This window comes from Candidatus Methylomirabilota bacterium, assembly GCA_003104975.1.
In the GTDB taxonomy this organism is placed as follows: Bacteria; Methylomirabilota; Methylomirabilia; order Methylomirabilales; family Methylomirabilaceae; genus Methylomirabilis.
Genome location: PQAM01000008.1, coordinates 474184 through 496741, shown reverse-complemented (window position 1 = coordinate 496741; position 22558 = coordinate 474184). Strand labels below are relative to the sequence as shown.

The following is a 22558-nucleotide window of genomic DNA, read 5'->3' as shown; positions in this document are numbered from 1 at the left end:
AACTCCTCTCCCCGGGTACCCTCTGGGTGCGGAGAAGATGGAGGTGAGGGGGCTCGGACTGGCATCTCCATGGGTACACCACTGGCGCATGAGGTCTTGCGCAAATAAATGAAAAACTCGCGGTTGCCTTTAGGGCCCAGCAGACAGGAGGGGGCGGCGCCACAAATCCGCAACCCCAATTCAACGGCTCGCCGACCGACCTTCGTGATCACCAGCCGATGTGCCTGCCGATCACGAACCACGCCCCCTTTGCCGACGTGCCCCTTCCCGACCTCGAACTGCGGTTTGATCAGCGCCAGGATGTCACCGGAATCGGTTAGCAGCGATGGGAGAATCGGGAGGATTGAGGTCAAAGAGATAAATGACAGATCTACGGTGGCAAGGTCCGGCCGATCCGGGAAATCGGTCGGCAGCAGCGTGAGGGCGTGGGTCCGTTCCATGACAGTGACTCGCGGATCGGCTCTGAGTTTGACATCGAGCTGCCCGCGCCCCACATCAACGGCGTAGACGTGAGCCGCGCCATGTTGAAGCAGACAGTCGGTAAACCCGCCGGTTGACGCGCCGAGATCAAGACAGACACGCCCGGTGACGGGTACGGCGAACCGCTCCAGCGCACCGCGCAGCTTGACACCCCCGCGTCCGACATAGGGGTGCTCCGGAACCATCAGGTCGATCTGCGCGTCGGAGGCTACCATCGTCCCAGCCTTGTCTGCCGGTTGGCCGTTCACCAGGACCACCCCAGCCAGGATCAGCGCCTTGGCCCGTTCGCGGCTCGCAACCAGTCCTTGCATCTGCATCGCGAGATCCAGTCGAATCCGACCGATCTTTTTTACGATCGGGCCGTCGGCATCCGAGGGCAGGCGCCGGCTTAACGCGGCCATCCGTCATCACCTCTGCCGCATCACGACAAAATCGGCAATGGCGCCGAGTACCATCCCGCGGTCGCCGAAGAGGGCAAGGCTCTCTTTCGCCTCCGACACCAGGCGATGGGCCCATCGCCGCGACTCCTCGATCCCAAGCAGGGCCGGAAAGGTGGCCTTGTTCTTTCGGAGATCGCTTCCGGCCTGCTTCCCCAGGGCCTCCAGGCTTCCCTCCAGATCCAGGATGTCGTCTACGATCTGAAAGGCCAGTCCGATCCGCTCGCCGTATCGGGTCAGGGCGTCCAGTTGATCCGGCCCGGCTGACCCGAGAATGCCGCCGACCCGGAGGCAACCGCGGATCAGGGCGCCGGTCTTGTGCGTATGCAGATACTGCAGCGTCGCTAAATCGACCTCCCGGTCCTCATTCAGCATATCGACAACCTGACCGCCGACCATCCCCTTGGTGCCGGCGGCCTGGGCAATCTCGTGGATCACCCTGAGGCAGGCCTCCGAATCAACACCCGATGCGCCACCGGCGAACCCATACGCATGCGCGTCCGCACTTCGCACCCCCTCCCTAACCCTCCCCCCTCGGAGGGGGAGGGGGCGGGTGGAGGGGACGCTGGGATCCTCGTGAACCGACGCCGGTGCCGTCGACAAGAGAATGAACGCCTGCGTCAGCAGCGCATCCCCGGCCAGGATAGCCATCGCCTCGCCGTACACCTTGTGACAGGTCGGACGCCCGCGGCGAAAATCGTCATCGTCCATGGCGGGCAGATCGTCGTGAATCAGGGAATAGGTATGAATCATCTCGATGGCGGCCGCTGCGCCCAGTGCCTGTTCCCCCTGTCCGCCCGCCGCTTCCGCTGCCGCCAGAATCAGGATCGGTCGCAGCCGTTTGCCCCCGGCAAAGACGCTGTAACGGACTGCTTCGTGGATCTCCTTCGGAGGATCGCCCGCCCCCGGCAGATACCGATCCAGCGCCTCGTCGACGAGGAGTCGTCGCGCCTCTAAATACTGTTCCAATTCATCCGGGGTCACAATCGCTTCCTCACAGATCCTCCTCGTCCTCTTCCTCCCCTTCGATGGGGCTCAGTATTGGAAACGGCCGCTCTTCCGGTCCGCCGGAGGCCGACTCGACGCTGCGCGTCAAGATATTAACCCGCCGTTCGGCCTCGCTTAACCGCGCAGAGCACAGCTTGGTCAACCGCACCCCCTCCTCAAACACCGAGAGGGCCTCTTCAAGCGGCAGGTCGCCGCGTTCGAGGCGCGAGACAACCGCCTCGAGCTGCTTGAGCGCCTCTTCGAATGGAATCTCGTCCACCATATTCGTTCCACCAATACGTCAGGATGTGGGGGTGTGGGGTGTGGGGGCCAGAACCTCGCGGACATTGCACCGTAACCGACCATGGTGCAGACGTACCTCAACAAGGTCGCCCGCACCGACCGCCGAACTATCCTTCACAATCGCCCGGTCGGGCAGACGAAGACAGATACTGTAGCCTCGACTCAGGATGGCCAACGGGCTCAGCGAGTCGAGCTTGCCGGCAGCAGCCTTCAGTTCACCCTGACGCATCGTCAACCGCCGATCGGTCCAGCCGATAAGACCCTTCATCAGCTCCGTCAGGCGGCGTCGCTGCATCCGGACCCGCTCAACCGGATTGAGCAGCCGGAGATGCCGGTCCAGCCCGTTCATCCGTACCCTCAGCCCGTGCAGCCTCGACCGGATGACGCCGGTCATCCGTGCGTGCAGATCGTCAAGCCGCTGCGCGAGCTCGTCCCGCTTGGCAATGACCAACTCGGCGGCGGCCGACGGCGTAGGCGCCCGGAGGTCGGCCACGAAATCGGCGATGGTATAATCGACCTCATGGCCGACGGCTGAGATAACCGGAACCGTGGAGGCCGCGATCGCCCTCGCCACCGCCTCCTCATTGAAGGCCTGCAGATCCTCGATGGAGCCGCCCCCTCTGGCGAGGATCAGGACGTCCAGTCCGCCGCGTCGATTCAACTCGTCAAGCGCCTCGACAATCTGAAGCGCTGCCTGATCGCCCTGGACCGCCACCGGATAGATCAGGACGTCGACGCCGGCGAACCTCCGCTGCAACACATGGAGGATATCGCGAATGGCGGCCCCGGTCGGCGAGGTGACGACCCCGATCCGTCCGGGCAACATGGGAATCGGCCGTTTCCGCGCGTCGTCAAACAGCCCCTCAACCCGCAGCCTCTCCTTGAGCTGTTCAAAGGCCAGTTGCAGCGCCCCCAGGCCCTTCGGCTCCATATACTCCGCGACAATCTGATAGTCACCGCGACGCTCATAGACACCGATTGCGCCGTACACCAGAACCGACAGCCCATCCTTCGGCTGAAACTTGAGTTGCCGATTCTGCATCCGGAACATCACTCCCCGGATCTGGCCTCGCTCATCCTTCAGGCTGAAGTACATGTGTCCGGACGAGTGCTGGTGAAAATTGGATAGCTCCCCCTCGACCCAGATCCCGGAGAACGAGTCCTCAAGGATGGCGCGAATCTCGGCGGTCAGATCGCTGACGGTGTAGATTCTTGGCGGCTGCAGGACGGCCATGCGGCTCTCTTAACATACGCCCATCCGGTTGTCAAACGCTTTCCCCGCAGCAAATAGCCCACACCCCGACAATTCCGTAGGGGCGCAATTTATTGCGCCCACCACCCGGCGCGGGCGCGATCGCATACGTCCAGCAATCCGCCCCATCCATAGGGCGTGATGAATCACGCCCCTACATTGGGCGCGCCAGCCGTGCATGGGGTATCGTTGGGAAATCGTCGATTCGGGATTGACAGAAGCCTCATGAAGCAGTATGTGTTGGATGGCTAATCGGTAGGAATTAATGGAGGTTCACAATGGCATCCAAGACAAAGATCACCGTGAGTCTCGATGAAGGTTTACTCAAGGAACTGGAGGGGATCAGCCGGCAGAGTCGAACGCCCCGAAGTCGACTCATTGAGGAAGCACTTCGGTTCTGGCAACGCAGCCGCCTGGAACAAGAGCTTAAGGAAGGCTACCAGCATATGGCAGCAGAAGATCGCGCCGCCGCTGAGCAGAATCTCACGGCCGGCCGGGAGACTATGCAATGACCCTGCCATCTCCTCGACGCGGAGAAGTGTGGATGGTAAACTTCAACCCCGGACGCGGAAGCGAACAGCTCGGAATACGCCCCGCTCTCATCATCCAGAATGATGTGGGGAATCAATATGCCTCCACAACGATCGTGGCGGCAATAACGTCAAGTATCAAGATCTACCCCGTTACCGTTCTCTTGAAAAAGGGGGAGGCTGGGCTGAAGCAAGCGTCGATGATCAATCTGGCGCAGATCCTCACCATCGACAAATCCCGCCTTCAACGACGGCTTGGCGCTCTCCGGCCGGAGACGGTAACGCGGGTCAACGCCGCCGTCCGGATCAGTCTTGACGTACCGTAGCCTGTCGAAAGGTCGTTACATCGATCGTGTTTCCGTCAGTGGTCACGGTGATGGCACCGTCGAGATCGGTCCTGTACAGACGAGTGCCGCTCGTACGGTACCGGTCTAACGTCTCTTGATGCGGATGCCGGAAGCGGTTCCGGTAGCCGGCGGAGACGACTGCAACCTTCGGATGGACCCGGGCGAGAAACGGCTCGCTACTGCTGGTTCTGCCGCCATGGTGCGGCACCTTCAGCACCTGCGCCTCCAGATCCGCTTCCCGTTGAACCAGCAGCCGTTCCGCCTCCTGTTCGATGTCACCGGGCAATAAGAACGTCACGGTACCGTATTTCACCGCCAGGACCAGCGAGTTGCTGTTGACATCGGAGAAACGGCCGCGGGGAGAACCGTCGACCATCGGATACGGCGGGTGCAGGACCGCGATCTGCACCGGCGCAAACTCGGAGGTCCGATACCCATCGTGCAGGATCTTGTGGGGAATCCGCTTATCGCGCAGCACCTCTTCGAACCACAGATAGGTCGGTATGGCAGTCCGCTGGCCGCTGTCCCAGACCTGGCCGACCGTGAACCGACGGAGGACACCCTGCAGGCCGTTCAGGTGATCCGGATGCGGATGCGACAGCACCACGACATCCAGGTGGCCGATCCAGCGTGAACGCAGGAACGGCACGACCACCTGCTCCCCGATATCAAACCGATCATCGAACAGACCGCCACCGTCGATCAGGATGGTTCGCCGTCCGGGGAGCTCCAGAACAATGCCGTCACCTTGTCCGACGTCGAGCACAGTCATCCGCAATTGGCCGCTCTGAAAGATAGGCAGCAGGCGAACAGCAACCAGGATGACACAGGCCAGGGCGGCCGCGCACGCGGTCCATCGAAGCCAACGGCGTTCCTCCGCCGCGATGAGCGCTCCCAAGGTCACGTAGTAACAGATGGTCATTGGGATAGATGGAGGAAACACCTGAACCGACGCAAACGGCAGTCGAGCGAACCATTGGGCAAGGTACACCAGCAGATCAATCAGCCATCCCGTGAGTGCCGCAAACCATCCGAGAGCATGGGGAATGACGGTAGCCGAGACGGCAAACAGCATCCCGACCCCCGTCAACAGGCCGCTCAAGGGCACAATCGGGAGATTCGCCACGATCCCGATCGGTGAGAGTCGATGGAAGGTCGAGGCGAGGATCGGGGCGGTTCCGAGGAACGCGGCAATGGACAGCCATACGGATGTCGCAATCCATCGCGACGGTACCGGCAGCGAAGCCGACGGTAGCCGGTCGACCGCCACCAGGATTGCCCCGGTGGCAACGAAGGTCAGTTGAAATCCGACGTCGAACAGATACAGCGGCTGCCAGAGCAGGAGTCCGAGGGCTGAGAGTGCGAGGGTATTGAGCGAATCGGCCTCACGATCAAGGACCAGTGCCAGGAGGTACACATCGGCCATAACCGCCGCCCTGACTACCGACGCGCTCCCGCCGGCGAGGACCGCATAAAAGGTGATGAGCCCCATCGACAGCAACGCACTCAGGCGCAGCGGAATACGGACAGCCTTCAACAGCACAAACAGCACGGCGGCGAGCAGGCTGACATTCAGGCCGGAAATGGCCAGGATATGATACGTGCCGGACCCTACAAACGCCTCGTGGATCTGTTTCGGAATGCCGGATCGTTCGCCGAGTGTCATGGCGATCAGTAAGGATGCCTGCTCGGGTGGCAACAGCCCCTTCACCGCATCAATCAGCCGGGTGCGGAGCGCATAGGCGAGGGTCAGCGGCCCGCTCCCCTCGTCTGTTCCGCGGCGTTCGATGGGTGCGGCATCGCCCGCCCACCCTTCAAGGGTTACGCCCCGGCTTGTCAGGTAGAGCGGATGGTCGAACCCGCCCGGATTGAGGTAGCCGCGCGGGCGGCGAAGCTTGAACGGCCCGCGAATCCGTTCACCATAGGCAGACTCGACCTCGGCGCCAAGAAGGGTGACACGCGCCCGCCCCACAACCTCAATCGGTCGCCCCTCCAGCCATACGGTTCGCAGGTCGAGCAGAAACCGAGTCCGCCTGCCTTCGTCCTCGAGGCCTCCGGTTGCGACGGCCGCCGCATCGTTTGACGAGGCCACCACCCCTTCGATCAGCAGCGGCCGTTCCAGAACCTCTTCAGGCAAACGATCAATATGATGCGGGGGAAGGAGGTAGGGCTCGACTCCGAGGCGGCCGGCGCCGAGGGACAAGAACAGGAGCACAAGCGATGCGACGGCCGTATAACGTCGCTGAGAGACGGCGCCCAGCAGGGTAACACCTGCCGCAGCCAGGCCGGCGAGAAACCAGACGATCACCGGAAGCTGCACGAGGCGCGCAGCCACGATACCCAGGAGAAACGCGACGGCCGGCGGCACAAGCGGGCGACGCATGGCCTACCGGGGAGCCGTAACGACCCAGGTATTGAGCCTGAAGGCTGAAGCCTGAAGGCTGTCAATCATCACGCAGTATTTGTCCCTACAAATCTTCAGCCTTCGGTCTATCCACCTGACTATTGCGGGAGAGCCGGTGGATTTATTTGCCGCCCCTCAGAAAGAGGACCCACATCACATCAACCATGGCATGGACCGTGGCCGATGCCATTACGGAATTGGTCTTCAAGAACACAAACCCATAGCCCAGACCGGCAATCGTCGCAACCCCGGCGTACGGCCAGTTCGGAACGTCCATCCCCAATGCCCGTTTGTTCACGTGCGCGAGCCCGAAGATGACCGACGCCACAATGAGCGCACCGACCGGTTGCAGACGCTGCCGAAGCAGATTTTGAATCGCATCACGAAACAGGATCTCTTCGATGACCCCGATGCTGAAAAAGATCATTGGAACCGCGACGATGACCGCCACCGGTATCGCGACCGTCAGAGGCGCGCCGAGCGGATTCGCCCTCACTATCTTGGCGATCCCCACGGTGGTGAGCCCGGTAGCAAGCGTCAGCGTTAACAGTGTGACCCCCAAGGCTCCGAAGGTGGCCGCCGTCGGATACAGGTCGGCCTTCTTCAGCGAAAGGTCGCACTTCAGATCGAATCGTCTCCACCCTGAAAGGACAATCAACGCATAAATGATGCCGGCGTACACGCCCAACGGCAGCGCGGAGGGCCGGGCACTACCGAACTGGACGCGAAGCCAGTTGATATTGACGATCTTCAACTCAATCAGCAACCAGATCCACAACACAACGGCAAAATTGATGATCAGATCCGTACCGGTGCACCCTTCATCCGATTTGGGTCCGGTCAGGGCAAGCAGCAACGTCGGCATACCGAAATAGACCGCCAGGCGCACGAAGGGATCGAGGCCCCACTGATCGACCGCGACAGCCATGATGCTGTAATACGCGAGCAGCAGAGATGGGAGGCACCAGATGCGGAGCGGCCTGTCCGTAAGCCACGCGCCGACGCGTATTCGAATCGATTTTTTCATCATCGCGACAAATGTTACCGCCAGCAAGACAATGCCGATGATGATTACCGCGATCCCCATTCGCTACCCTCCAATATCACAGTGATGTCTTGTACGTGCAGTTATAATAACCCCGGTCAGGCCGCATCACGCGAATTATATTTACTTGGCCGGCTCTCTTCACTACAATTTGTAAGATGCAACCGCCGCACCGCATGCCGCGCACGCCGCACTCCACCCCTGGTTTCGATGGGACAGCCGGGTTCACCGGACGGTTGCGCCCCTTCTGCCTCATCGACCGGCACCTGTTGCGGGAGATGGTCGTCTCTTTCATGCTTGGGCTGGCAACCTTTACCTTTGTCCTGTTGATGGATCAGATGATGCGCCTCATGGATCTGATCATCAATAAAGGGGCGCCCGTTGGCGTTGTCCTTCGTCTCGTCCTCTACGTCCTCCCATTTTCCCTGACGGTCACGGTCCCGATGTCGGTGTTGTTGGCTGTCTTGGCCACCTATGGACGCCTCTCGTCAGAAGGGGAGACGATTGTCCTCAAAACCAGCGGCCTCAGTTTATACCGCCTGATGGCGCCCGGGGTTCTCTTCGGTGTCGCGGCGACACTGGCTACGCTGTGGATCAGCACGCTGGTGCAGCCGAGCAGCACACGGGCCTTCAAAACGTTGACGCATCAGCTTTCCCATACGCACATACTTACGGCGCTGGAGGAGGGGATCTTCAATACCGGGTACCCGGGACTGGCCATCTATGTCGATCGCTCGGACAAACAGAACGGGACGTTTCACGGTATCCTGGTCATCGATCAGCGCAATCAGGCCGAACAGCATTTGATCATTGCGCAGGAGGGCAAATTGCTCGGCAAAAACGACGATGTAGAGGCGTCGACCGGACTGCAACTATCAAAGGGGACGCTCCAGATCGCCTCTCGCGACGATCTCTCTCGATACCGAAATCTTGATTTTGCAACCTATGATCTTCAGATCCTCAGCGGCAACTCCATCGCCGGGACGGTCGCGCGGGTCAGGCAGAGCAAGGAGCTCAACCTTTCAGAGTTGCGTACAGAAATTGCGCGGCTGACCAAGGACGGGGGAAAGGTGTGGCCGCTGCAGGTCGAACTACACAAGAAGTTTGCACTCCCGATTGCCTGCCTTATCCTCAGCCTGATCGGCGCCCCGCTCGCCATTCGCCTCAAGAAGGCCAGCCGCGGTGTCAGTCTCGCCCTGAGCGTTGCCTTCGCCGTGTTTTACTATATCCTCCTCGCGACCGGCGAAAGCCTCGGGTCACGCGGGCGAATCCAGCCCGCCATCGGCATATGGTTTCCAAACCTCACCTTGGGCGTGATCGCCGTCAGCCTGGTGTTGGCGGAGGGTCGGGAGTTGGTGCTGCCGGCCAGGCTGCAATCGATCGTAAAAACAGTTTTCAGCTTTAAGTGGTCAGTTTTTGGCAATAACCGGTGAGTTGAGCGTCGATAGCTGACGGCGAGGCGATAGCTGCCATGCGTATCCTGGATCGTTACCTTGCGAAGGAGTTTCTGACCATCTTCGTCTTCTCGCTAGCGGTTTTTCTTGCCCTCTCCGCCATTGTGGATCTGTTCGACCGTCTATCCCGTTTCCTTGACGTATCCGGGACGGTCATCATCGAATATTACCTCCACAGGCTACCCTGGTTCGGCTTCCAGGTCATGCCGATAGCGGTGCTGCTCGCCGCCCTGTTCAGTCTTGGACGAATGGCTCGAAACAATGAACTGCTCGCGATGAAGATGGGTCATCTTAGCGCCTTCCGGATCGTGGTTCCGCTCCTGGTCCTCGGTTTTGTGGTAAGCGTGACGGCTCTGATGCTTGGCGAATCGATCATCCCTCGAATGAACGAGCGTGCACTGGATGCGTATCGCGTCAAGGTCCAGAAGGTCTCCCCCTTCCAGCGGACCAAGCACAACGACATCTGGTACCGGGCCAAGGATAACCGGTTTCTGCACATCTCGCTGCTGGAGCCCGTCTCGGGTACCGTCCGAGGGCTGACCCTGTTCGAACTGACCCCGGATTTCCGACTGGCAAGACGGATCGACGCCAGGGAGGCGAGATGGCAGGACGGCCAATGGCAGCTACGAGACGGCGGAATCTCCCGGACCAGACCGGATGGACGGTTTCAGGTCGATCCGTTCACCTCCCTTACGCTGTATCTCGAAGAGAAGCCGACAGATCTCGCCCAGGTGGTACGCGAGGCCGAGGAGATGACCTCCGGGGAGCTTCGGGAGTACATCGAACGGCTGGCCAAGACCGGCGTCAACTCCATACGGTACCAGGTCGACCTGGCGGCCAAGGGCGCTGCGGCCTTTACCAATTTTGTGATGGCGCTGATCGGGATCGCCTTCGCACTGCATACCGGTAAGCGCGGCGTCATGGCCTGGACGGGCGCCTGCGTGGTGGTCGCCGTCGCGTACTCGATCCTGAATTCGTTCAGCGTCTCGTTAGGACGCGGCGACGTCCTGCCGCCGCTGGCTGCAGCCTGGCTTCCCAACCTCCTCTTTACCGCCGCCGGCCTCGGCTCCATCCTGACGACGAAGAGCTGAATAGGAAGGGCCGGGAAGGATCTCCTCCCCGGCCCTCGTCGTCTCGTCGTCGCGCTTACTCAGCGCACCAACACTGACCTCAAATACTCACCGCTCAACACTTCACACTAGTGTCACGTGTCTGAAATTCGTTGCATATTTCCAGACGTCATTCCGGCCAAGCCCGCATCGCGGGCGCGAGCCGGAATCCAGGAAATACCGGGAGTTCCGGATTCCCGCTCCCCGCTTCAAGCCTGCGGGGACAAGCTTCGCGGGAATACCGCATGCGCCGCCGGGGCGTCCAAGGGGATGACAGTGTGTTGCGAGACCATCCCGTCACTGGCTGGTCATTGCGAGCAACCAACGGGAGCGCGGCACTCTCACCGTAGTTGCCCCGAACGACTGTGAGATTGCTTCGGCTGCGCCTCGCAATGACGCGGGAGACTTTCTGGGCAATGACGATACATAGACCGCCGACCTCTTCATCGAACGTCTGACTCAGGGCACTAGTGCTCGATTAGGAAAGTTAGCGTATGAAATCCGTCATACCCGCGAAAGCGGGTATCCAGTCAAATCAATGGATTCCCGCTTAAAGACTGCGGGAATGACGCCACGGGTATTAATCCAATCAGGTACTAGTCGCTGCATCTATACACCTCACGCCTCCCGGTCGTGGTCCTTGCGCCGCTTGCGGCCGAACCAGCCCAGACCGGCCAGGCCGGAGCCGAGCAGCAGGAGCGTCGCCGGCTCAGGGACCGGGGTAGCATCGATGTTGAGATTGACACCGACGAACTCGCCGGACGTACCGACCGTGTCAAACCGAAGCGCGACCGTGTTGCCCTGTGGTATCAGAAGGTTACTGAGAGAAAACACGTCTCGACTATTCCGGTTCGTGTCAGATAGTGATGAATTGCCGATGGACGTGGCTACCCCGTTGACGAACAGGCTGAAGCCGGCGTTTCGCTCATTATGCCGTGCGAGCCACACGTCGCCGGTGATATCGATCTCTGCATTGAAGGGGCTGGTCCACATCAACCAGCTCGGCGCCCTATCGGGTAGCCCACTCCCGCTGTCCCAGGTGTGGGTGATTACATCCCCTGAAACGAAGTCAGACGTGGTATTGACGCTCTTGAACCACGACACGATGTGCCCGGACCCCGTTGCTGCCGCTGCCCATGCCGGCTGCGGTGTTGCGAATGTAGACCAGTTGTCCTGATGGGTGGTGATAGCTCCGGCCCCATCACGATAAGACCATGGGCCGTTTGGGTTACTGCTGTCACTCCAGTCGGCCGCAAGATTATATGTGACGGCCTCGGCTTTGGACAAAGGACCTGATAGAGCTGCCAACGCGACGGCGGCGGACAGCATCGACGCGACGATCGCACGTTTCCCTCGGACCATCATTGCATCTCCCCCTTCCATCCTGGGCAGTGTTAAGTGTTCAGTCCCTACCCTCAGCCTTCTCCCCTGTCTTGCGGCGCTTCCAGCCGATCCAGCCTCGGTTCTCTCACGACTGTGCTCCAAGCAAAAATCGCGCCGACAGACAATGCTAAAGAACACTATTTGCGCTATATCACATAACTATTTAATTGTAAGGGATATTTTCGCTCAATTCCCTTTAGCGCTGGACGTAGTATGGTGTGAGTGTGGGTCATTCATCTCAGGCAATCGTAAAGATGTCTGACACGCGCAGTGAGAATGAACAGGGACTACCTTATGGGATATTCAATAGAATTAGCGGGTTAGCAACGATCTGGCCGGAAATTGATCGTTGTTAAGTATGCCGACGCCTTTACGAAATACTTTACGCTTTGCCCTTCTCATTGCCGGGCGAACATACGGATAGTACGGCATTATCATCACTTTTTCAGCGTACCAAGGTTTTCCTCTTGACCGTCCACTTAGGCTATTATATCATCTTATCGATAATAAGCATTGTTGGAGGTATAATATGCGTACCCTAACCGCACACGCTTCTAAGTCTAAGGTCACCGTCACGATCAGTGCCGATGTCGTCCGCCAACTGGATGCCATCCTGAGCGCTCCCGATGCCGGCTCTCGCAGTCAACTGGTCGAAGAGGCTTTGCGCCAGTGGCTGCGTGATCACACGCGACGAGAACTCGAAGATCGGGTCGAACAGTATTACCGGTCCCTGTCCGAAGACGAGCGCACAGAAGATCGGCAATGGTCCCAAATAGCCGCGGAGTCGGCTCAGGACCTGTGGGATCAATAGCTTCGATGGCATTTCCTCGACGCGGGGAGGTCTATCTGGTCAGACTGCCAGGGCATCCGTCCGATCCGAAGGCGCGGCCCGCCCTCATTGTCTCGATGGACCCGCGCAACCGTCTCGCCAACGACGTCATTGTCGTCCCGCTCTCGACAACGCACCGTCCGGCGCCCACCCATGTGGACATCCCTGCCGGAGAGGGAGGTCTCCAAGAAACCTCCATGGCCAAGTGTGAACAGGTCACCACGCTGGATAAGGCGCTTCTCCTACGCGGTCCGTTCGCCGGCACGATCAGCCCGTCACTCATGCGGGAGATCGAACAGGCCATTCAAATCGCCATTGGCATTGTGCCGCGATAGCGGAGGATGTTCGAGATAAGAAAAGGACCAGAGAGGCGGCTCCTCCCTGGCCCTTGTTGTCTTCCAGCAACTGAACACTAAACACTCACAACTGAAAACTGTATGTAATCGCCTCCCGTTTCACGCCTAACGCCTTACCCCTCACGCCTTCCGCCTTTACGTCCCCATGTTCCACGATTCGAGGTACTGGCGCTGCTCGGGGGTGAGGGTATCGATCCGAACGTCCATCGAGGCCAGCTTCAACGCTGCGATCTGCAGATCGATCTCTTTCGGGACGCCGTAGACCCGCTTTTCAAGCTGTCCCTGCCGTTTCACCACATACTCGGCTGAGAGCGCCTGATTCGCAAAGCTCATATCCATAACGCTGGCCGGATGCCCCTCGGCCGCCGCCAGATTGATCAGACGCCCTTCGCCAAGGACGATAATCCGTCGCCCATCGGGCATCGCATACTCCTCGACGAAATCCCGGATCGGCCGCCGCTCTTTGGCGACCCGCTCCAGCGCCTCCAGATCGATCTCCACATTAAAGTGGCCGGAATTGCAGACGACAGCACCGTCCTTCATAAGCTGGAAGTGCTCCTCACGGATCACGTGCAGGTTACCGGTCAGCGTGACGAAGATGTCGCCGGTTTTGGCCGCCTCGTCAAGCGGCACCACCGAGAAGCCGTCCATCACCGCCTCCAGGGCCTTCAGCGGATCGACCTCGGTGACGACCACATTGGCGCCCATCCCGCGCGCCCGCATCGCCACACCCCTCCCGCACCAGCCGTAGCCGCAGACAACAAGGCGCCGTCCGGCCAGCAGCAGGTTGGTCGCCCGCAGGATGCCGTCGATAGTGCTCTGGCCCGTTCCATACCGGTTGTCAAAGAGGTGCTTCGTGTCGGCATCGTTGACGGCGATGATCGGGTAGGCCAGGACGCCGTCGCGCTCCATGCTCCGGAGCCGGATCACCCCCGTCGTCGTCTCTTCCGTCCCGGCGATCACATCCGGAAGCAGGTCCTTGCGATCGGCATGCAGGACCGAGATCGTATCCGCCCCGTCGTCCATGGTGACCTGCGGCCGGTGCGCAATCGCGCCGGCAATGTGCTGGTAATACGTATTCCGGTCCTCCCCCTTGATGGCAAAGACCGGGATGTCGAAGTGGCGCACCAACGCGGCCGCCACGTCGTCCTGCGTGCTCAGAGGGTTCGAGGCGCAGATCCGTACATCCGCCCCGCCGGCCTTGAGCGCGCGGGCCAAGTTCGCCGTCTCGGACGTGACGTGCAGGCACGCCGACACCCGTATACCGCGCAGCGGCTGCTCTTTGGCGAACCGCTCCTCAATCATCCGGAGGACCGACATCGACCCTCGCGCCCATTCAATCCGCAGGAGCCCCTTATCCGCAAATCCTAAATCTTTGACGTCGTAGTCCACGGCACCTCCTCCGATAAGGGCACAGGGTCTAGGGTATGGGGTCTAGGGTTTGGAACACAACCACGGATCCTCTACCCTACACCCTCTGTTTATAACCCTACCCCCACCCCCTGCACCCAGTAACTATGCCCCTAACCGGCCGGCCTCTTGTCTGAGCGCCTCGGCCTTGTCGGTCCGTTCCCAGGTGAACTCGGGCTCTGTGCGGCCGAAGTGACCATAGACCGCGGTCTGCTTGTAGATCGGGCGTCGGAGATCGAGCGCCTTGATCATCCCGGCCGGCGTCAGCTCGAAGTGGGTGCGGACCATCCTCATCATCTCCTCATCCGGAATGGTCCCGGTCCCCTTCGTATCCACCAGCACGGAGACCGGATCGGCGACACCGATGGCGTAGGCCAGTTGGACCTCGCATTTTCTGGCCAAGCCCGCCGCCACGAAGTTCTTCGCAATATACCTGGCGTTATACGATGCGGATCGGTCCACCTTCGTCGGATCCTTCCCGGAAAAGGCGCCGCCCCCGTGACTCCCGACCCCGCCGTAGGTATCTGCGATGAGTTTCCGGCCGGTCAGCCCCGTGTCGCCGTGCGGCCCGCCGGTCACGAAGCGGCCGGTCGGATTGATGTGGTATTGGATCCGCTCCGGATCGACCAGGTCGGTGGGGAGGACCGGAAGGATCACCTGTTCTACGATATCTTCCCTGATCTGCTTGAGCGACACATCCGGGCTGTGCTGAGCGGAGATCACCACCGTATCGATTCGACTCGGTCTGCCGTTCAGGTATTCGACCGTCACCTGCGATTTGCCGTCAGGCCGAAGATAGTCCAGGATCTCGGTGCGCCGGACCTCGGCCAATCGCCGGACCAACTTGTGGGCCAGCATAATCGGCATCGGCATCAGCTCGGGGGTCTCGTCGCTGGCGTAGCCGAACATGAGCCCCTGGTCCCCGGCCCCCTGGATATCCACCCCCAACGCAATGTCGGCCGACTGCTCCTGAATGGAGGTGATCACGGCGCAGGTTTCATAATCAAAGCCGTATTTGGCCCTCGTATAGCCGACGTCCCTGATGGTTTCGCGGACGACCCTCGGGATATCGACATAACACTTGGTGCTGATCTCACCGGCCACGAAGGCCAAGCCGGTCGTCACCAGGGTTTCGCACGCAACGCGGCCGTAGGGATCCTGGGCAAAGATGGCGTCAAGGACGGCGTCAGAGATCTGGTCGGCGATTTTGTCGGGGTGACCCTCCGTCACCGATTCCGACGTAAAGAGATACGACTTGGGCATCAATCGATCCTCCTCCTCTTCAATGCGTCTGCTCTATTGCTTCGACGGCAAGGCGACTGCACACCACCCCACCCTAGACGCGTCACTGTAACATACCCCTGTCGCTTGTCAAGAAAAAGCCGTCGCCCGGCCGCTCCCTCTCGGCCGTCGCCCACCGCCCTTCAATGAACTCCTCCCATCGACCCTGCGCCTTCAGGATCAGATCGATCACCTCCCGGACCGCACCGCGACCCCCCGCCTGCGTGGTGACGTACGCGACCCGCGCTTTGACCTCCGGGTCGGCATCGGCCGGCGCCGCGGAAAGACCGACCCGACCGAGCACCGGCAGATCGTTCACATCGTCACCGACATAGGCCACCGCGTTATCGGTCAGACCGTAGCGCTGAACGAGCGTCTCGTACACATCGAGCTTGTTCATGGCCCCCTGGTGAACCTCGGTGATCCCCAACTCCTGCGCGCGCTGAATCACCGCCCCGGACACCCGTCCGGTCAGAATCGCCGTCAGTAACCCGACCTCCCGCGCCATGCGAAACCCGAAGCCGTCCCGAACGAAGAAGGCCTGACTCTGTACCCCGTCGGCGTTGTAATAGATCCGGCCATCGGTCAGGACGCCGTCTACGTCCATGATCAGCAGACGTATGGCCTTCGCCTTTGCTTCCAGTTGAGGGTCAATCGACATACGCATCCTTTCTGCTACAGTCGCACACGGTTCTTGACCAGAACAAAGTCTCGTTGGCGGTATGAATGGCCCGCAAGCACCATGAGCGGGAGGTTGCCTCGGCGTTCAAGCTCCTCAAGACCGCTCTTGCTCAGCAGACCGAAGATCGGCTGCTCAGCCTGAAAGGCCGCATAGATCTCATCCGGACTCCCGAGTTGCGGGACCGGCGACGGTCGATCCAGGTAATACAGAATGTCCTCGCCCAGCGACCGGCCCGGATGATAGATCACCAGCGGGGAATCACCGACAACCGCACGGACCTGCTGGGCAATCGTCTTGGCCGATTCATATCTGGCAAGCGCCGGATAAAAGGACTGCACAAGACCGATGGTCATCGCAACGGCAACCGTCATGACGCTGAAAAAGATCGCCTGCGGCCGATGTCTGCACGCGGTGTACAGGAGGGCCGCGCATCCGATACCTGAAAGTGTCAGAAGGGGAACCGGCCAGAAATCTACGGGCAGAAGAAATCGCATTTGAATCAGCCGGGGACCGATCCACAAGCCGAGCACGCCCACCAGGCCCAGAAGAAGGGCGGCGGCTCTCAGCAGCCGGCCTTCCGTCTGCGACAGCGTATCGGCATGCCGAAAGAGGTGATCCCAATACCGGGCCGTCAATAGGGTGAAGGGCGGGACCAGATACACGAGAAATCGCTCGGCCTTGCCGGCAGGCAGGCTCAGGAGTACGAAAAATCCGATGAACCAGACGCGGAGCAGCAGGTCCGCTTCATCGAGCGGACGGGCGCGCGATCTCCACAGATACAGGACGACACAGGGCAGGAACAGGCTCCAGGGGAAAAAACCGGTAAAGATCATCCCAAGGTAGAAAAACTGAGAATTCGGCGCATGGACAATACGGTTCAGATTCTCATCGACAAAGAAATGTCGGTTGAACGTATCGCCCAGACTCAGATAGTAGGGTACCGTTACAAGCAGAAAGATCGCCAGGCCGATCAATAGCTGGGGGATCTCCGCAAAGATCTTGAATCGTCGCGTGATGACGACGAAGGCTAAGGCGGCGACTCCAGGCAGTATGATCCCCACAAGTCCCTTCAACATCACGGCCACCGCCATCGCCACGAAGGCTGCACAGAAATAGCCGAGTCGACGCCCGCCGCGTCGGTAGGCCAGGTAGCAGAGAAAAAACCCAAGATTCATCCAAAAGGCCATCTCGACGTCGAATCGGGCCTGATGGGCATGCCAGACGGCGGATAGCGTGGAGGTGGTGATGAGCGCGGCGATAGCCGCAACCCGTCGGCCAAACAGCGACCGTCCGCCCACATACGCGAGGAGAACCATGGCGATACCGAAGGTCGCCGACGGAAATCGAACAGCGAACTCGGTCGGCCCCCATACCACGAGCGACAGCGCCATGAGCCAGAAATGCAATGGCGGTTTGTTATAATAGGGACGCCCTTCATAGATAAGCTGAAGCCAGTCTCCGGTTCTAACCATTCGTCGCGCGATGGCCGCATACATCCCCTCGTCGCCCCTGAGCGGCGTCCCGAGATGCCAGTAGTACACAAACAGGGCCCACGCAAGCAGCAGGCTCAGGACCAGCCACTCTTTTTCCAGCAGACGCGACAGACGCACCCAACCCCCAACACCCAACCCCCAACACCCTGTCATATTACCCCAGTGCGCCGCGAAAGGTGTGGCGGCGGGTGATGACGCGTCGTCGACGGCAGGCGAAGCATGGACAGCGCAGCCTGCCGGCGCCGATTCGAGCCGTACACGGATGTACGGCGAGATTAAGCGGAGTCACCTGCCGGCCACACCATGAACCATATAGGTCACACGCTCTTCTCATGCCACCCCGGCGCGCAAAAGGTCGTGCAGATGAAGCGCCCCCTCCGGCTTCCCCGCAGAATCGACAATCAGTAACGAGGTGATGGCGTACCGCTCCATGACCTCCAATGCCGCGGCCGCCAAGGCGTCCTGATCGATGGTCTTAGGGTTCGGCGTCATACACGCCTTAACCGAACGCAGCAGCAGATCGACCCCTTTCTGGAGCGCCCGTCGAAGGTCGCCGTCGGTGATGATCCCGATGAGTACCCCGGCCTCGTCCACCACGGCGGTCATCCCAAGCCGCTTCCGCGAAATCTCGACAAGCGCGTCGCGCATCAGCGCATCCTGCCTGATGATGGGAACGTGCTCGCCGCTATGCATCAGGTCCCGCACGCGCCATAGCAGTCGCCGTCCCAGGCTGCCGGCCGGATGCAGGAGGGCAAAGTCCGCCTCGGTAAAACCGCGCTGTTCGAGCAGCGCCACCGCGATGGCATCCCCCATCGCCAGCGCTGCCGTGGTGCTGGCAGTGGGCGCCAACTGAAGCGCGCAGGCCTCGTGCGCCACGCCGACGTCGATGACGACATCGCTCTGTCTGGCGAGGGTGGATGCGGGATCGCCTACCAGCGCGATCAGCGCGAGACCAAGCCGTTTGATGGCAGGAAGCAAGCCGACCAGCTCGTCCGTTTCACCGCTGTTTGAAATCGCCAACACAACATCGCCGCGAACCAGCATCCCCAGATCGCCATGCCCCCCTTCGGCGGGGTGGAGAAAAAATGCCGGCGTGCCGGTGCTGGCCAGGGTCGAGGCAATCTTCTGGGCCACCGAGCCGGACTTACCCATGCCGGTCAAGACGACCCGGCCCCGACAGTCACGGAGAATCTCAACGGCCCGATCAAACCGTTCATCCAGCCTCGGGATCAGGGCCAAAATCGCCTCAGCCTCGATCTGCAGGACCCGCCGCCCACGATCGGCAATCATGATCTCTCCTTGCACGTCGGTGCCTGTTCACCGTCGCACCGATACGGTTGTGCGAGCATCCGCTCGACCGCCGGAATCACCTCGTCAAGCGTGATCAGACGCATACAGTTCTGCTCCCCCCGTTGACACCCGCCCGGAAAGCAGGGTCGACAATCGATCCCCCTGTAGAAGACGGCGTGACCCTGACCGGCCGGTCCCCAGACCCTCGGGTCGGACGGCCCAAACAGCCCGATGACGGGCGTCCCCATCGCCGCCGCGATATGCATCGGTCCGCTGTCGTTCCCGACAAAGAGGGCGGCGCGGCGCAGCAGCGCGGCCAGCTCCAGCACCGTCAGACGTCCGACCAGCGACCGGCAGCCGGTTTCGACATGTTCACCAATGACCTTCGCCACTGCCTGCTCTTGATCGCCGCCCAGCAGCGCCACCTTGAGTCCCAACTTCCCCTGGATATAGTCGATCACCGCCGCAAACCGATCGGCCGGCCAACTCTTGAACCACCACCGAGCGCCCGGATGCAGCGCTACGAAGGGTTCAGTGGGCGCGATCCGGACGGCGGTAAGGGCGGCTGTCGCCGCCGTCTCATCGACAGCCCGGACCTTGAGTACGGGAGGCGACGGCGCTGCCGGAATCCCCACCGCCTCAAGGGCCATCAGGTGCTGGCGAACCATCGGGATCGGCTGCTGCCGCACCGGAACCAGGTGGGTGTACAGTCGGCCTCGCCACCGATCGCGCCGATTGAAGCCGACCCTGACGGCGGCTCCGGTCAGCCGACTCAGGATCGCCGCCCGGTCCCCATCCGTCAGATCCACGACAAGATCAAACCGGCGCCGACGCAAACCCGCAACGAATCGAAGCTGGCACAGCGGCGATCCGCTCCGCTCGACAATCAGCACCTCATTCAGATCCGGATTCTCCGCGATCACGGCCTCGGTACCCGGGTTGATCAGCATCGAGAGCCGGACCTCAGGGCATGCCGCCCTGAGCGCCGCCAGCACCGGCGTACTTAACAGCACATCCCCAAGATACCGAAGCTTGATGACCAGCACCCGCTTCGGCGTCCAACCGCTGACCATCGTCATCCGGCTCCTGTCCCGATCGGCGTTACGATCGATCCTCGCCGACCGATGGTGTCCCCTTCGCGGCCGCCAGCGCCAGCGCCATGAATGCGCAGAGCGCAATCGCGACCTCCCCGCGAAGGGTCGTATTGACCGTCCCGGCCGTTACGAGGGTAATGAGACTGCCGATCGCGGCATGCCGCAGGGCCATGTTGAGCCCCTCCCGTGACGGCCTCAACCTGATCGCTTCATACAGATAACTGGCTAACACCGCCAGAAGGGCCAGAAACCCCAGGAGACCCCGCTCCGCCAATACGGTAAAAAACAGGCTATGGGCGTGGTCAAGGGGGGGCAGATCGTACCGCTCACGATCGAGGTGTTTGAAATTCCGCGGGCCGATGCCGAGGATCGGACGGTCCTTCAGACTGAGGATCGAGCCGCGCCACATGCGCAATCGCTCTAATGCGCTGTCATCCTGGTCAAGGTGAGCCAGCATGGTGATCTGCCTGGTCCAGAGCCTCCCCGTCGCCTGAAGGCCGACCAGGATCATCGTTACGAGCAGGGCGACGGCGACGATCGGTTTCCATTGCCTGAGCGAAATCGACAGGAACAGCAGGCAGGCCGCAAAGGCGATCCATCCCCCTCTCGAATAGGTCAGGAAGAGCGCCAGCGCCGTCGCGCCGGCGACGGTCCAGACCAGCATCTTGACTCGAGCGGACCATTCCATCAGCAGCAACAGGCTGATCAACAGGGCCAGCATCATCGCCAGGTAGGTCGCAGTATGGTTCGGATAGCCGAGCGATCTGATCTCTAACCGAACGTGGTTGCCGCTCAGGTTGTCGAAGAGGCCCCAGGCGACGCCGATCGCGGTGGACACCACAAAGAGCAGGAGACACAGGCGGATCTTCGGGAGGGTCTGCACATCGTTGACCATCATCACGAACAGCGACAGCGGACGGAGGACATCCCATACCCCACGGAGCCCCTCCCGTTGATCGACGGCCAACGCGGCGCTGAGCAGCGATGCCGCGAGATACAGGCACAGAACGCATCCGAACGAGGTCATGCGTATCGAGCAATCGCGGGCGACGACCCGTTTGACGATCCATCCCGTCAGGGCCACGGCATATCCGACATTCTTGAGCGCCTCGGACAGCGGCAGGAACAGAATCATGAGGCTCAGGCCGAGCATAAACACCAGATCGGGATAGTTGGCCCGCCCGGCGATCGCCTCGTCGCGTGTCATCGTCCTGACCGTCATGACTTCTCGTCCAGGATCGCGCGATACACCTGCATCGTCTCCCGGGCATACCGATCGACGGGAAACTGGACGGCCAACTCGCGCGCCGCCCACCCCAGCCTGCGCCGGTTGTCCGCATCGAACAGTCCCTGGATCTTGCCGCCGAGTTCCGACGCGTCCGTCGGGCTGCCGACCAGCAGTCCGCTCCGCCCGTCTTCGAGCACCTCCGACGCACCATTCTGAAAAGTGGTAAGGATCGGCAGGCCGGCCGCTGCCGCCTCGAGCGTCACATTTGCGAAGGAATCGTAGAGGGTCGGCAGGATGAAGGCGTCGGCCGCCGCATACAGCTCCTCTATCTGTGTCCAGGCGCCGACAAAGCTGATCCGCTCATGCAGGTCGAGGGCCTGAGCCTGCGCCAGGTAGGGCCGAGGATTCCCCTTTCCGGCCACAATAAGCCTGATGGGGATCCGTGGGTGTCCGGAGAGCGCCCGGGCGATTCCATTCAAGCAAAAGCCCAGCCCCTTCCGTTCGAAGCCCGATCCGACAAACAGCAGGACCAGGTCATCCGGCGCGAGACCGAGGGCGGCGCGTGTGGGCTCACGCAACCGTTCCCTGTTGCGCGGGTGAAAGCGTTCCAGATCAACCCCATTATAGACGACAACAATGCGATCCTCCGGGTAGTCATAGTGGCGGGCGATCTCGCGCTTGGTCTTCCAGGAATTCGCAATGACCCGTCTGGAACAGTCCGATGAAAAGATCCGCCGCTGCATGGCGAGGATGGCGCGGTGGCGGGGGCTGACCGCATCCAGAGGCCGACGGCTCGGAAATGCCCGGTGGCGGCTCAACAACCACTCCTCATGGCAACCGTCCCCCGCACGATAGAGATCGTGATAGAGGGTCCGCTCAAAACTGTGGACAATGTCAAACGACTCCTTCTTCAACAGAGAGGCGGCGTAGAACGCGAAGCTGAGAACCTTGAAGAGCGATGCCCCTCGCATGACCGGTACCCGATGGAAGACGATCCCATCCAGACCGATCTCTGCGATATCGTGGGCGAACAGATGGACCTCGTGACCTCGCCTGCCCAGCTCACGCGCCAGATACGCGACGGACTGCTCCGCACCGCCCCCGATCTGACAACTGTGCCTGACCAACGCGACTCTCATCCGACCTCATCACGCTCCTCGACCA

Annotated in this window: 20 protein-coding genes and 1 pseudogene; 5 read left to right on the top strand and 16 right to left on the bottom strand. The window is 60.9% G+C overall.

The window, feature by feature from the left end; genetic code table 11:
* Nucleotides 1–101: 101 nt before the first annotated feature.
* The 4 genes and pseudogenes from C3F12_05990 to xseA form a co-directional block, all read right to left on the bottom strand.
* Nucleotides 102–881, bottom strand: a pseudogene (locus tag C3F12_05990) (TlyA family rRNA (cytidine-2'-O)-methyltransferase).
* A 6-nt stretch (nt 882–887) separates the two neighbouring features.
* Entirely contained in the window at nt 888–1901 is a 1014-nt protein-coding gene (locus C3F12_05985) for a polyprenyl synthetase (GenBank protein PWB47514.1), read from the bottom strand.
* 10 nt (nt 1902–1911) lie between these two features.
* On the bottom strand, nt 1912–2187 hold the full coding sequence (locus tag C3F12_05980) for an exodeoxyribonuclease VII small subunit (GenBank protein PWB47513.1): 276 nt from the start codon (nt 2185–2187) through the stop codon (nt 1912–1914).
* 18 nt (nt 2188–2205) lie between these two features.
* Complete coding sequence (gene xseA, locus C3F12_05975; protein PWB47512.1) at nt 2206–3441, bottom strand: exodeoxyribonuclease VII large subunit; 1236 nt, start codon at nt 3439–3441, stop codon at nt 2206–2208.
* A gap of 296 nt (nt 3442–3737) precedes the next feature.
* Here xseA and C3F12_05970 point away from each other — a divergent pair, with 296 nt between their 5' ends.
* Both C3F12_05970 and C3F12_05965 read left to right on the top strand, forming a co-directional pair.
* Complete coding sequence (locus tag C3F12_05970; protein ID PWB47511.1) at nt 3738–3971, top strand: hypothetical protein; 234 nt, start codon at nt 3738–3740, stop codon at nt 3969–3971.
* Complete coding sequence (locus tag C3F12_05965) at nt 3968–4315, top strand: PemK family transcriptional regulator (protein ID PWB47510.1); 348 nt, start codon at nt 3968–3970, stop codon at nt 4313–4315. Before C3F12_05970 ends, C3F12_05965 begins: the two co-directional genes overlap by 4 nt.
* Here the strand turns inward: C3F12_05965 and C3F12_05960 are convergent.
* Both C3F12_05960 and C3F12_05955 read right to left on the bottom strand, forming a co-directional pair.
* Nucleotides 4296–6719 (bottom strand): DNA internalization-related competence protein ComEC/Rec2, encoded by a 2424-nt coding sequence (locus C3F12_05960; protein PWB47509.1) that lies wholly within the window; start codon nt 6717–6719, stop codon nt 4296–4298. The two genes, C3F12_05965 and C3F12_05960, sit on opposite strands and share 20 nt — an antisense overlap.
* A gap of 142 nt (nt 6720–6861) precedes the next feature.
* The gene (locus C3F12_05955; GenBank protein ID PWB47508.1) at nt 6862–7827 is read right to left on the bottom strand and encodes a CPBP family intramembrane metalloprotease domain-containing protein; all 966 of its coding nucleotides are present in this window, start codon (nt 7825–7827) and stop codon (nt 6862–6864) included.
* A gap of 116 nt (nt 7828–7943) precedes the next feature.
* On the opposite strand from C3F12_05955, the gene C3F12_05950 reads away from it, so the two are divergent.
* Both C3F12_05950 and lptG read left to right on the top strand, forming a co-directional pair.
* On the top strand, nt 7944–9218 hold the full coding sequence (locus tag C3F12_05950) for a hypothetical protein (GenBank protein PWB47507.1): 1275 nt from the start codon (nt 7944–7946) through the stop codon (nt 9216–9218).
* Nucleotides 9219–9256: 38 nt separating this feature from the next.
* Nucleotides 9257–10330 (top strand): LPS export ABC transporter permease LptG, encoded by a 1074-nt coding sequence (lptG, locus tag C3F12_05945; protein PWB47506.1) that lies wholly within the window; start codon nt 9257–9259, stop codon nt 10328–10330.
* Between the two features lie 636 nt (nt 10331–10966).
* On the opposite strand, the gene C3F12_05940 is transcribed toward lptG, so the two are convergent.
* Nucleotides 10967–11731 (bottom strand): hypothetical protein, encoded by a 765-nt coding sequence (locus C3F12_05940; GenBank protein ID PWB47505.1) that lies wholly within the window; start codon nt 11729–11731, stop codon nt 10967–10969.
* Between the two features lie 538 nt (nt 11732–12269).
* On the bottom strand, nt 12270–12494 hold the full coding sequence (locus C3F12_05935; protein ID PWB47504.1) for a hypothetical protein: 225 nt from the start codon (nt 12492–12494) through the stop codon (nt 12270–12272).
* Between C3F12_05935 and C3F12_05930 the strand changes: the two genes are divergently transcribed.
* Nucleotides 12494–12895, top strand: a complete 402-nt coding sequence (locus C3F12_05930; GenBank protein ID PWB47503.1) for a type II toxin-antitoxin system PemK/MazF family toxin — start codon at nt 12494–12496, stop codon at nt 12893–12895. The genes C3F12_05935 and C3F12_05930 overlap by 1 nt on opposite strands.
* A 156-nt stretch (nt 12896–13051) precedes the next feature.
* Here the strand turns inward: C3F12_05930 and C3F12_05925 are convergent, their stop codons facing one another.
* The 8 genes from C3F12_05925 to C3F12_05890 form a co-directional block, all read right to left on the bottom strand.
* Nucleotides 13052–14308 (bottom strand): adenosylhomocysteinase, encoded by a 1257-nt coding sequence (locus C3F12_05925; GenBank protein ID PWB47502.1) that lies wholly within the window; start codon nt 14306–14308, stop codon nt 13052–13054.
* A gap of 123 nt (nt 14309–14431) precedes the next feature.
* Nucleotides 14432–15589 (bottom strand): methionine adenosyltransferase, encoded by a 1158-nt coding sequence (locus tag C3F12_05920; protein PWB47501.1) that lies wholly within the window; start codon nt 15587–15589, stop codon nt 14432–14434.
* Nucleotides 15590–15671: 82 nt separating this feature from the next.
* Nucleotides 15672–16268: a phenylphosphate carboxylase subunit delta gene (locus tag C3F12_05915; protein PWB47500.1), complete on the bottom strand. Its 597-nt coding sequence runs from the start codon at nt 16266–16268 to the stop codon at nt 15672–15674.
* A gap of 14 nt (nt 16269–16282) precedes the next feature.
* Complete coding sequence (locus tag C3F12_05910; protein ID PWB47499.1) at nt 16283–17935, bottom strand: hypothetical protein; 1653 nt, start codon at nt 17933–17935, stop codon at nt 16283–16285.
* A 177-nt stretch (nt 17936–18112) separates the two neighbouring features.
* Nucleotides 18113–19072 carry a D-arabinose 5-phosphate isomerase gene (locus C3F12_05905; GenBank protein ID PWB47498.1) on the bottom strand — a complete coding sequence of 320 codons (960 nt, stop codon included), beginning with the start codon at nt 19070–19072 and terminating at the stop codon, nt 18113–18115.
* Complete coding sequence (locus C3F12_05900; GenBank protein ID PWB47497.1) at nt 19069–20151, bottom strand: hypothetical protein; 1083 nt, start codon at nt 20149–20151, stop codon at nt 19069–19071. The genes C3F12_05905 and C3F12_05900 overlap by 4 nt, the downstream gene beginning before the upstream one ends.
* 22 nt (nt 20152–20173) lie before the next feature.
* Complete coding sequence (locus C3F12_05895; protein PWB47496.1) at nt 20174–21388, bottom strand: hypothetical protein; 1215 nt, start codon at nt 21386–21388, stop codon at nt 20174–20176.
* Nucleotides 21385–22533 carry a hypothetical protein gene (locus C3F12_05890; protein PWB47495.1) on the bottom strand — a complete coding sequence of 383 codons (1149 nt, stop codon included), beginning with the start codon at nt 22531–22533 and terminating at the stop codon, nt 21385–21387. Before C3F12_05890 ends, C3F12_05895 begins: the two co-directional genes overlap by 4 nt.
* Between the last annotated feature and the right edge of the window lie 25 nt (nt 22534–22558).

What these genes read in the sequence shown, in the direction of transcription:
- C3F12_05980 (PWB47513.1), bottom strand. Translation starts at nt 2,187, where the DNA reads ATGGTGGACGAGATTCCATTCGAAGAGGCGCTCAAGCAGCTCGAGGCG.
- C3F12_05920 (PWB47501.1), bottom strand. Translation starts at nt 15,589, where the DNA reads ATGCCCAAGTCGTATCTCTTTACGTCGGAATCGGTGACGGAGGGTCAC.
- C3F12_05930 (PWB47503.1), top strand. Translation starts at nt 12,494, where the DNA reads ATGGTCCCAAATAGCCGCGGAGTCGGCTCAGGACCTGTGGGATCAATA.
- C3F12_05905 (PWB47498.1), bottom strand. Translation starts at nt 19,072, where the DNA reads ATGATTGCCGATCGTGGGCGGCGGGTCCTGCAGATCGAGGCTGAGGCG.
- C3F12_05915 (PWB47500.1), bottom strand. Translation starts at nt 16,268, where the DNA reads ATGTCGATTGACCCTCAACTGGAAGCAAAGGCGAAGGCCATACGTCTG.
- C3F12_05950 (PWB47507.1), top strand. Translation starts at nt 7,944, where the DNA reads ATGCAACCGCCGCACCGCATGCCGCGCACGCCGCACTCCACCCCTGGT.
- C3F12_05890 (PWB47495.1), bottom strand. Translation starts at nt 22,533, where the DNA reads ATGAGAGTCGCGTTGGTCAGGCACAGTTGTCAGATCGGGGGCGGTGCG.
- lptG (PWB47506.1), top strand. Translation starts at nt 9,257, where the DNA reads ATGCGTATCCTGGATCGTTACCTTGCGAAGGAGTTTCTGACCATCTTC.
- C3F12_05970 (PWB47511.1), top strand. Translation starts at nt 3,738, where the DNA reads ATGGCATCCAAGACAAAGATCACCGTGAGTCTCGATGAAGGTTTACTC.
- C3F12_05900 (PWB47497.1), bottom strand. Translation starts at nt 20,151, where the DNA reads ATGACGATGGTCAGCGGTTGGACGCCGAAGCGGGTGCTGGTCATCAAG.
- C3F12_05955 (PWB47508.1), bottom strand. Translation starts at nt 7,827, where the DNA reads ATGGGGATCGCGGTAATCATCATCGGCATTGTCTTGCTGGCGGTAACA.
- C3F12_05960 (PWB47509.1), bottom strand. Translation starts at nt 6,719, where the DNA reads ATGCGTCGCCCGCTTGTGCCGCCGGCCGTCGCGTTTCTCCTGGGTATC.
- xseA (PWB47512.1), bottom strand. Translation starts at nt 3,441, where the DNA reads ATGGCCGTCCTGCAGCCGCCAAGAATCTACACCGTCAGCGATCTGACC.
- C3F12_05910 (PWB47499.1), bottom strand. Translation starts at nt 17,935, where the DNA reads ATGACAGGGTGTTGGGGGTTGGGTGTTGGGGGTTGGGTGCGTCTGTCG.
- C3F12_05965 (PWB47510.1), top strand. Translation starts at nt 3,968, where the DNA reads ATGACCCTGCCATCTCCTCGACGCGGAGAAGTGTGGATGGTAAACTTC.
- C3F12_05940 (PWB47505.1), bottom strand. Translation starts at nt 11,731, where the DNA reads ATGGAAGGGGGAGATGCAATGATGGTCCGAGGGAAACGTGCGATCGTC.
- C3F12_05895 (PWB47496.1), bottom strand. Translation starts at nt 21,388, where the DNA reads ATGACGGTCAGGACGATGACACGCGACGAGGCGATCGCCGGGCGGGCC.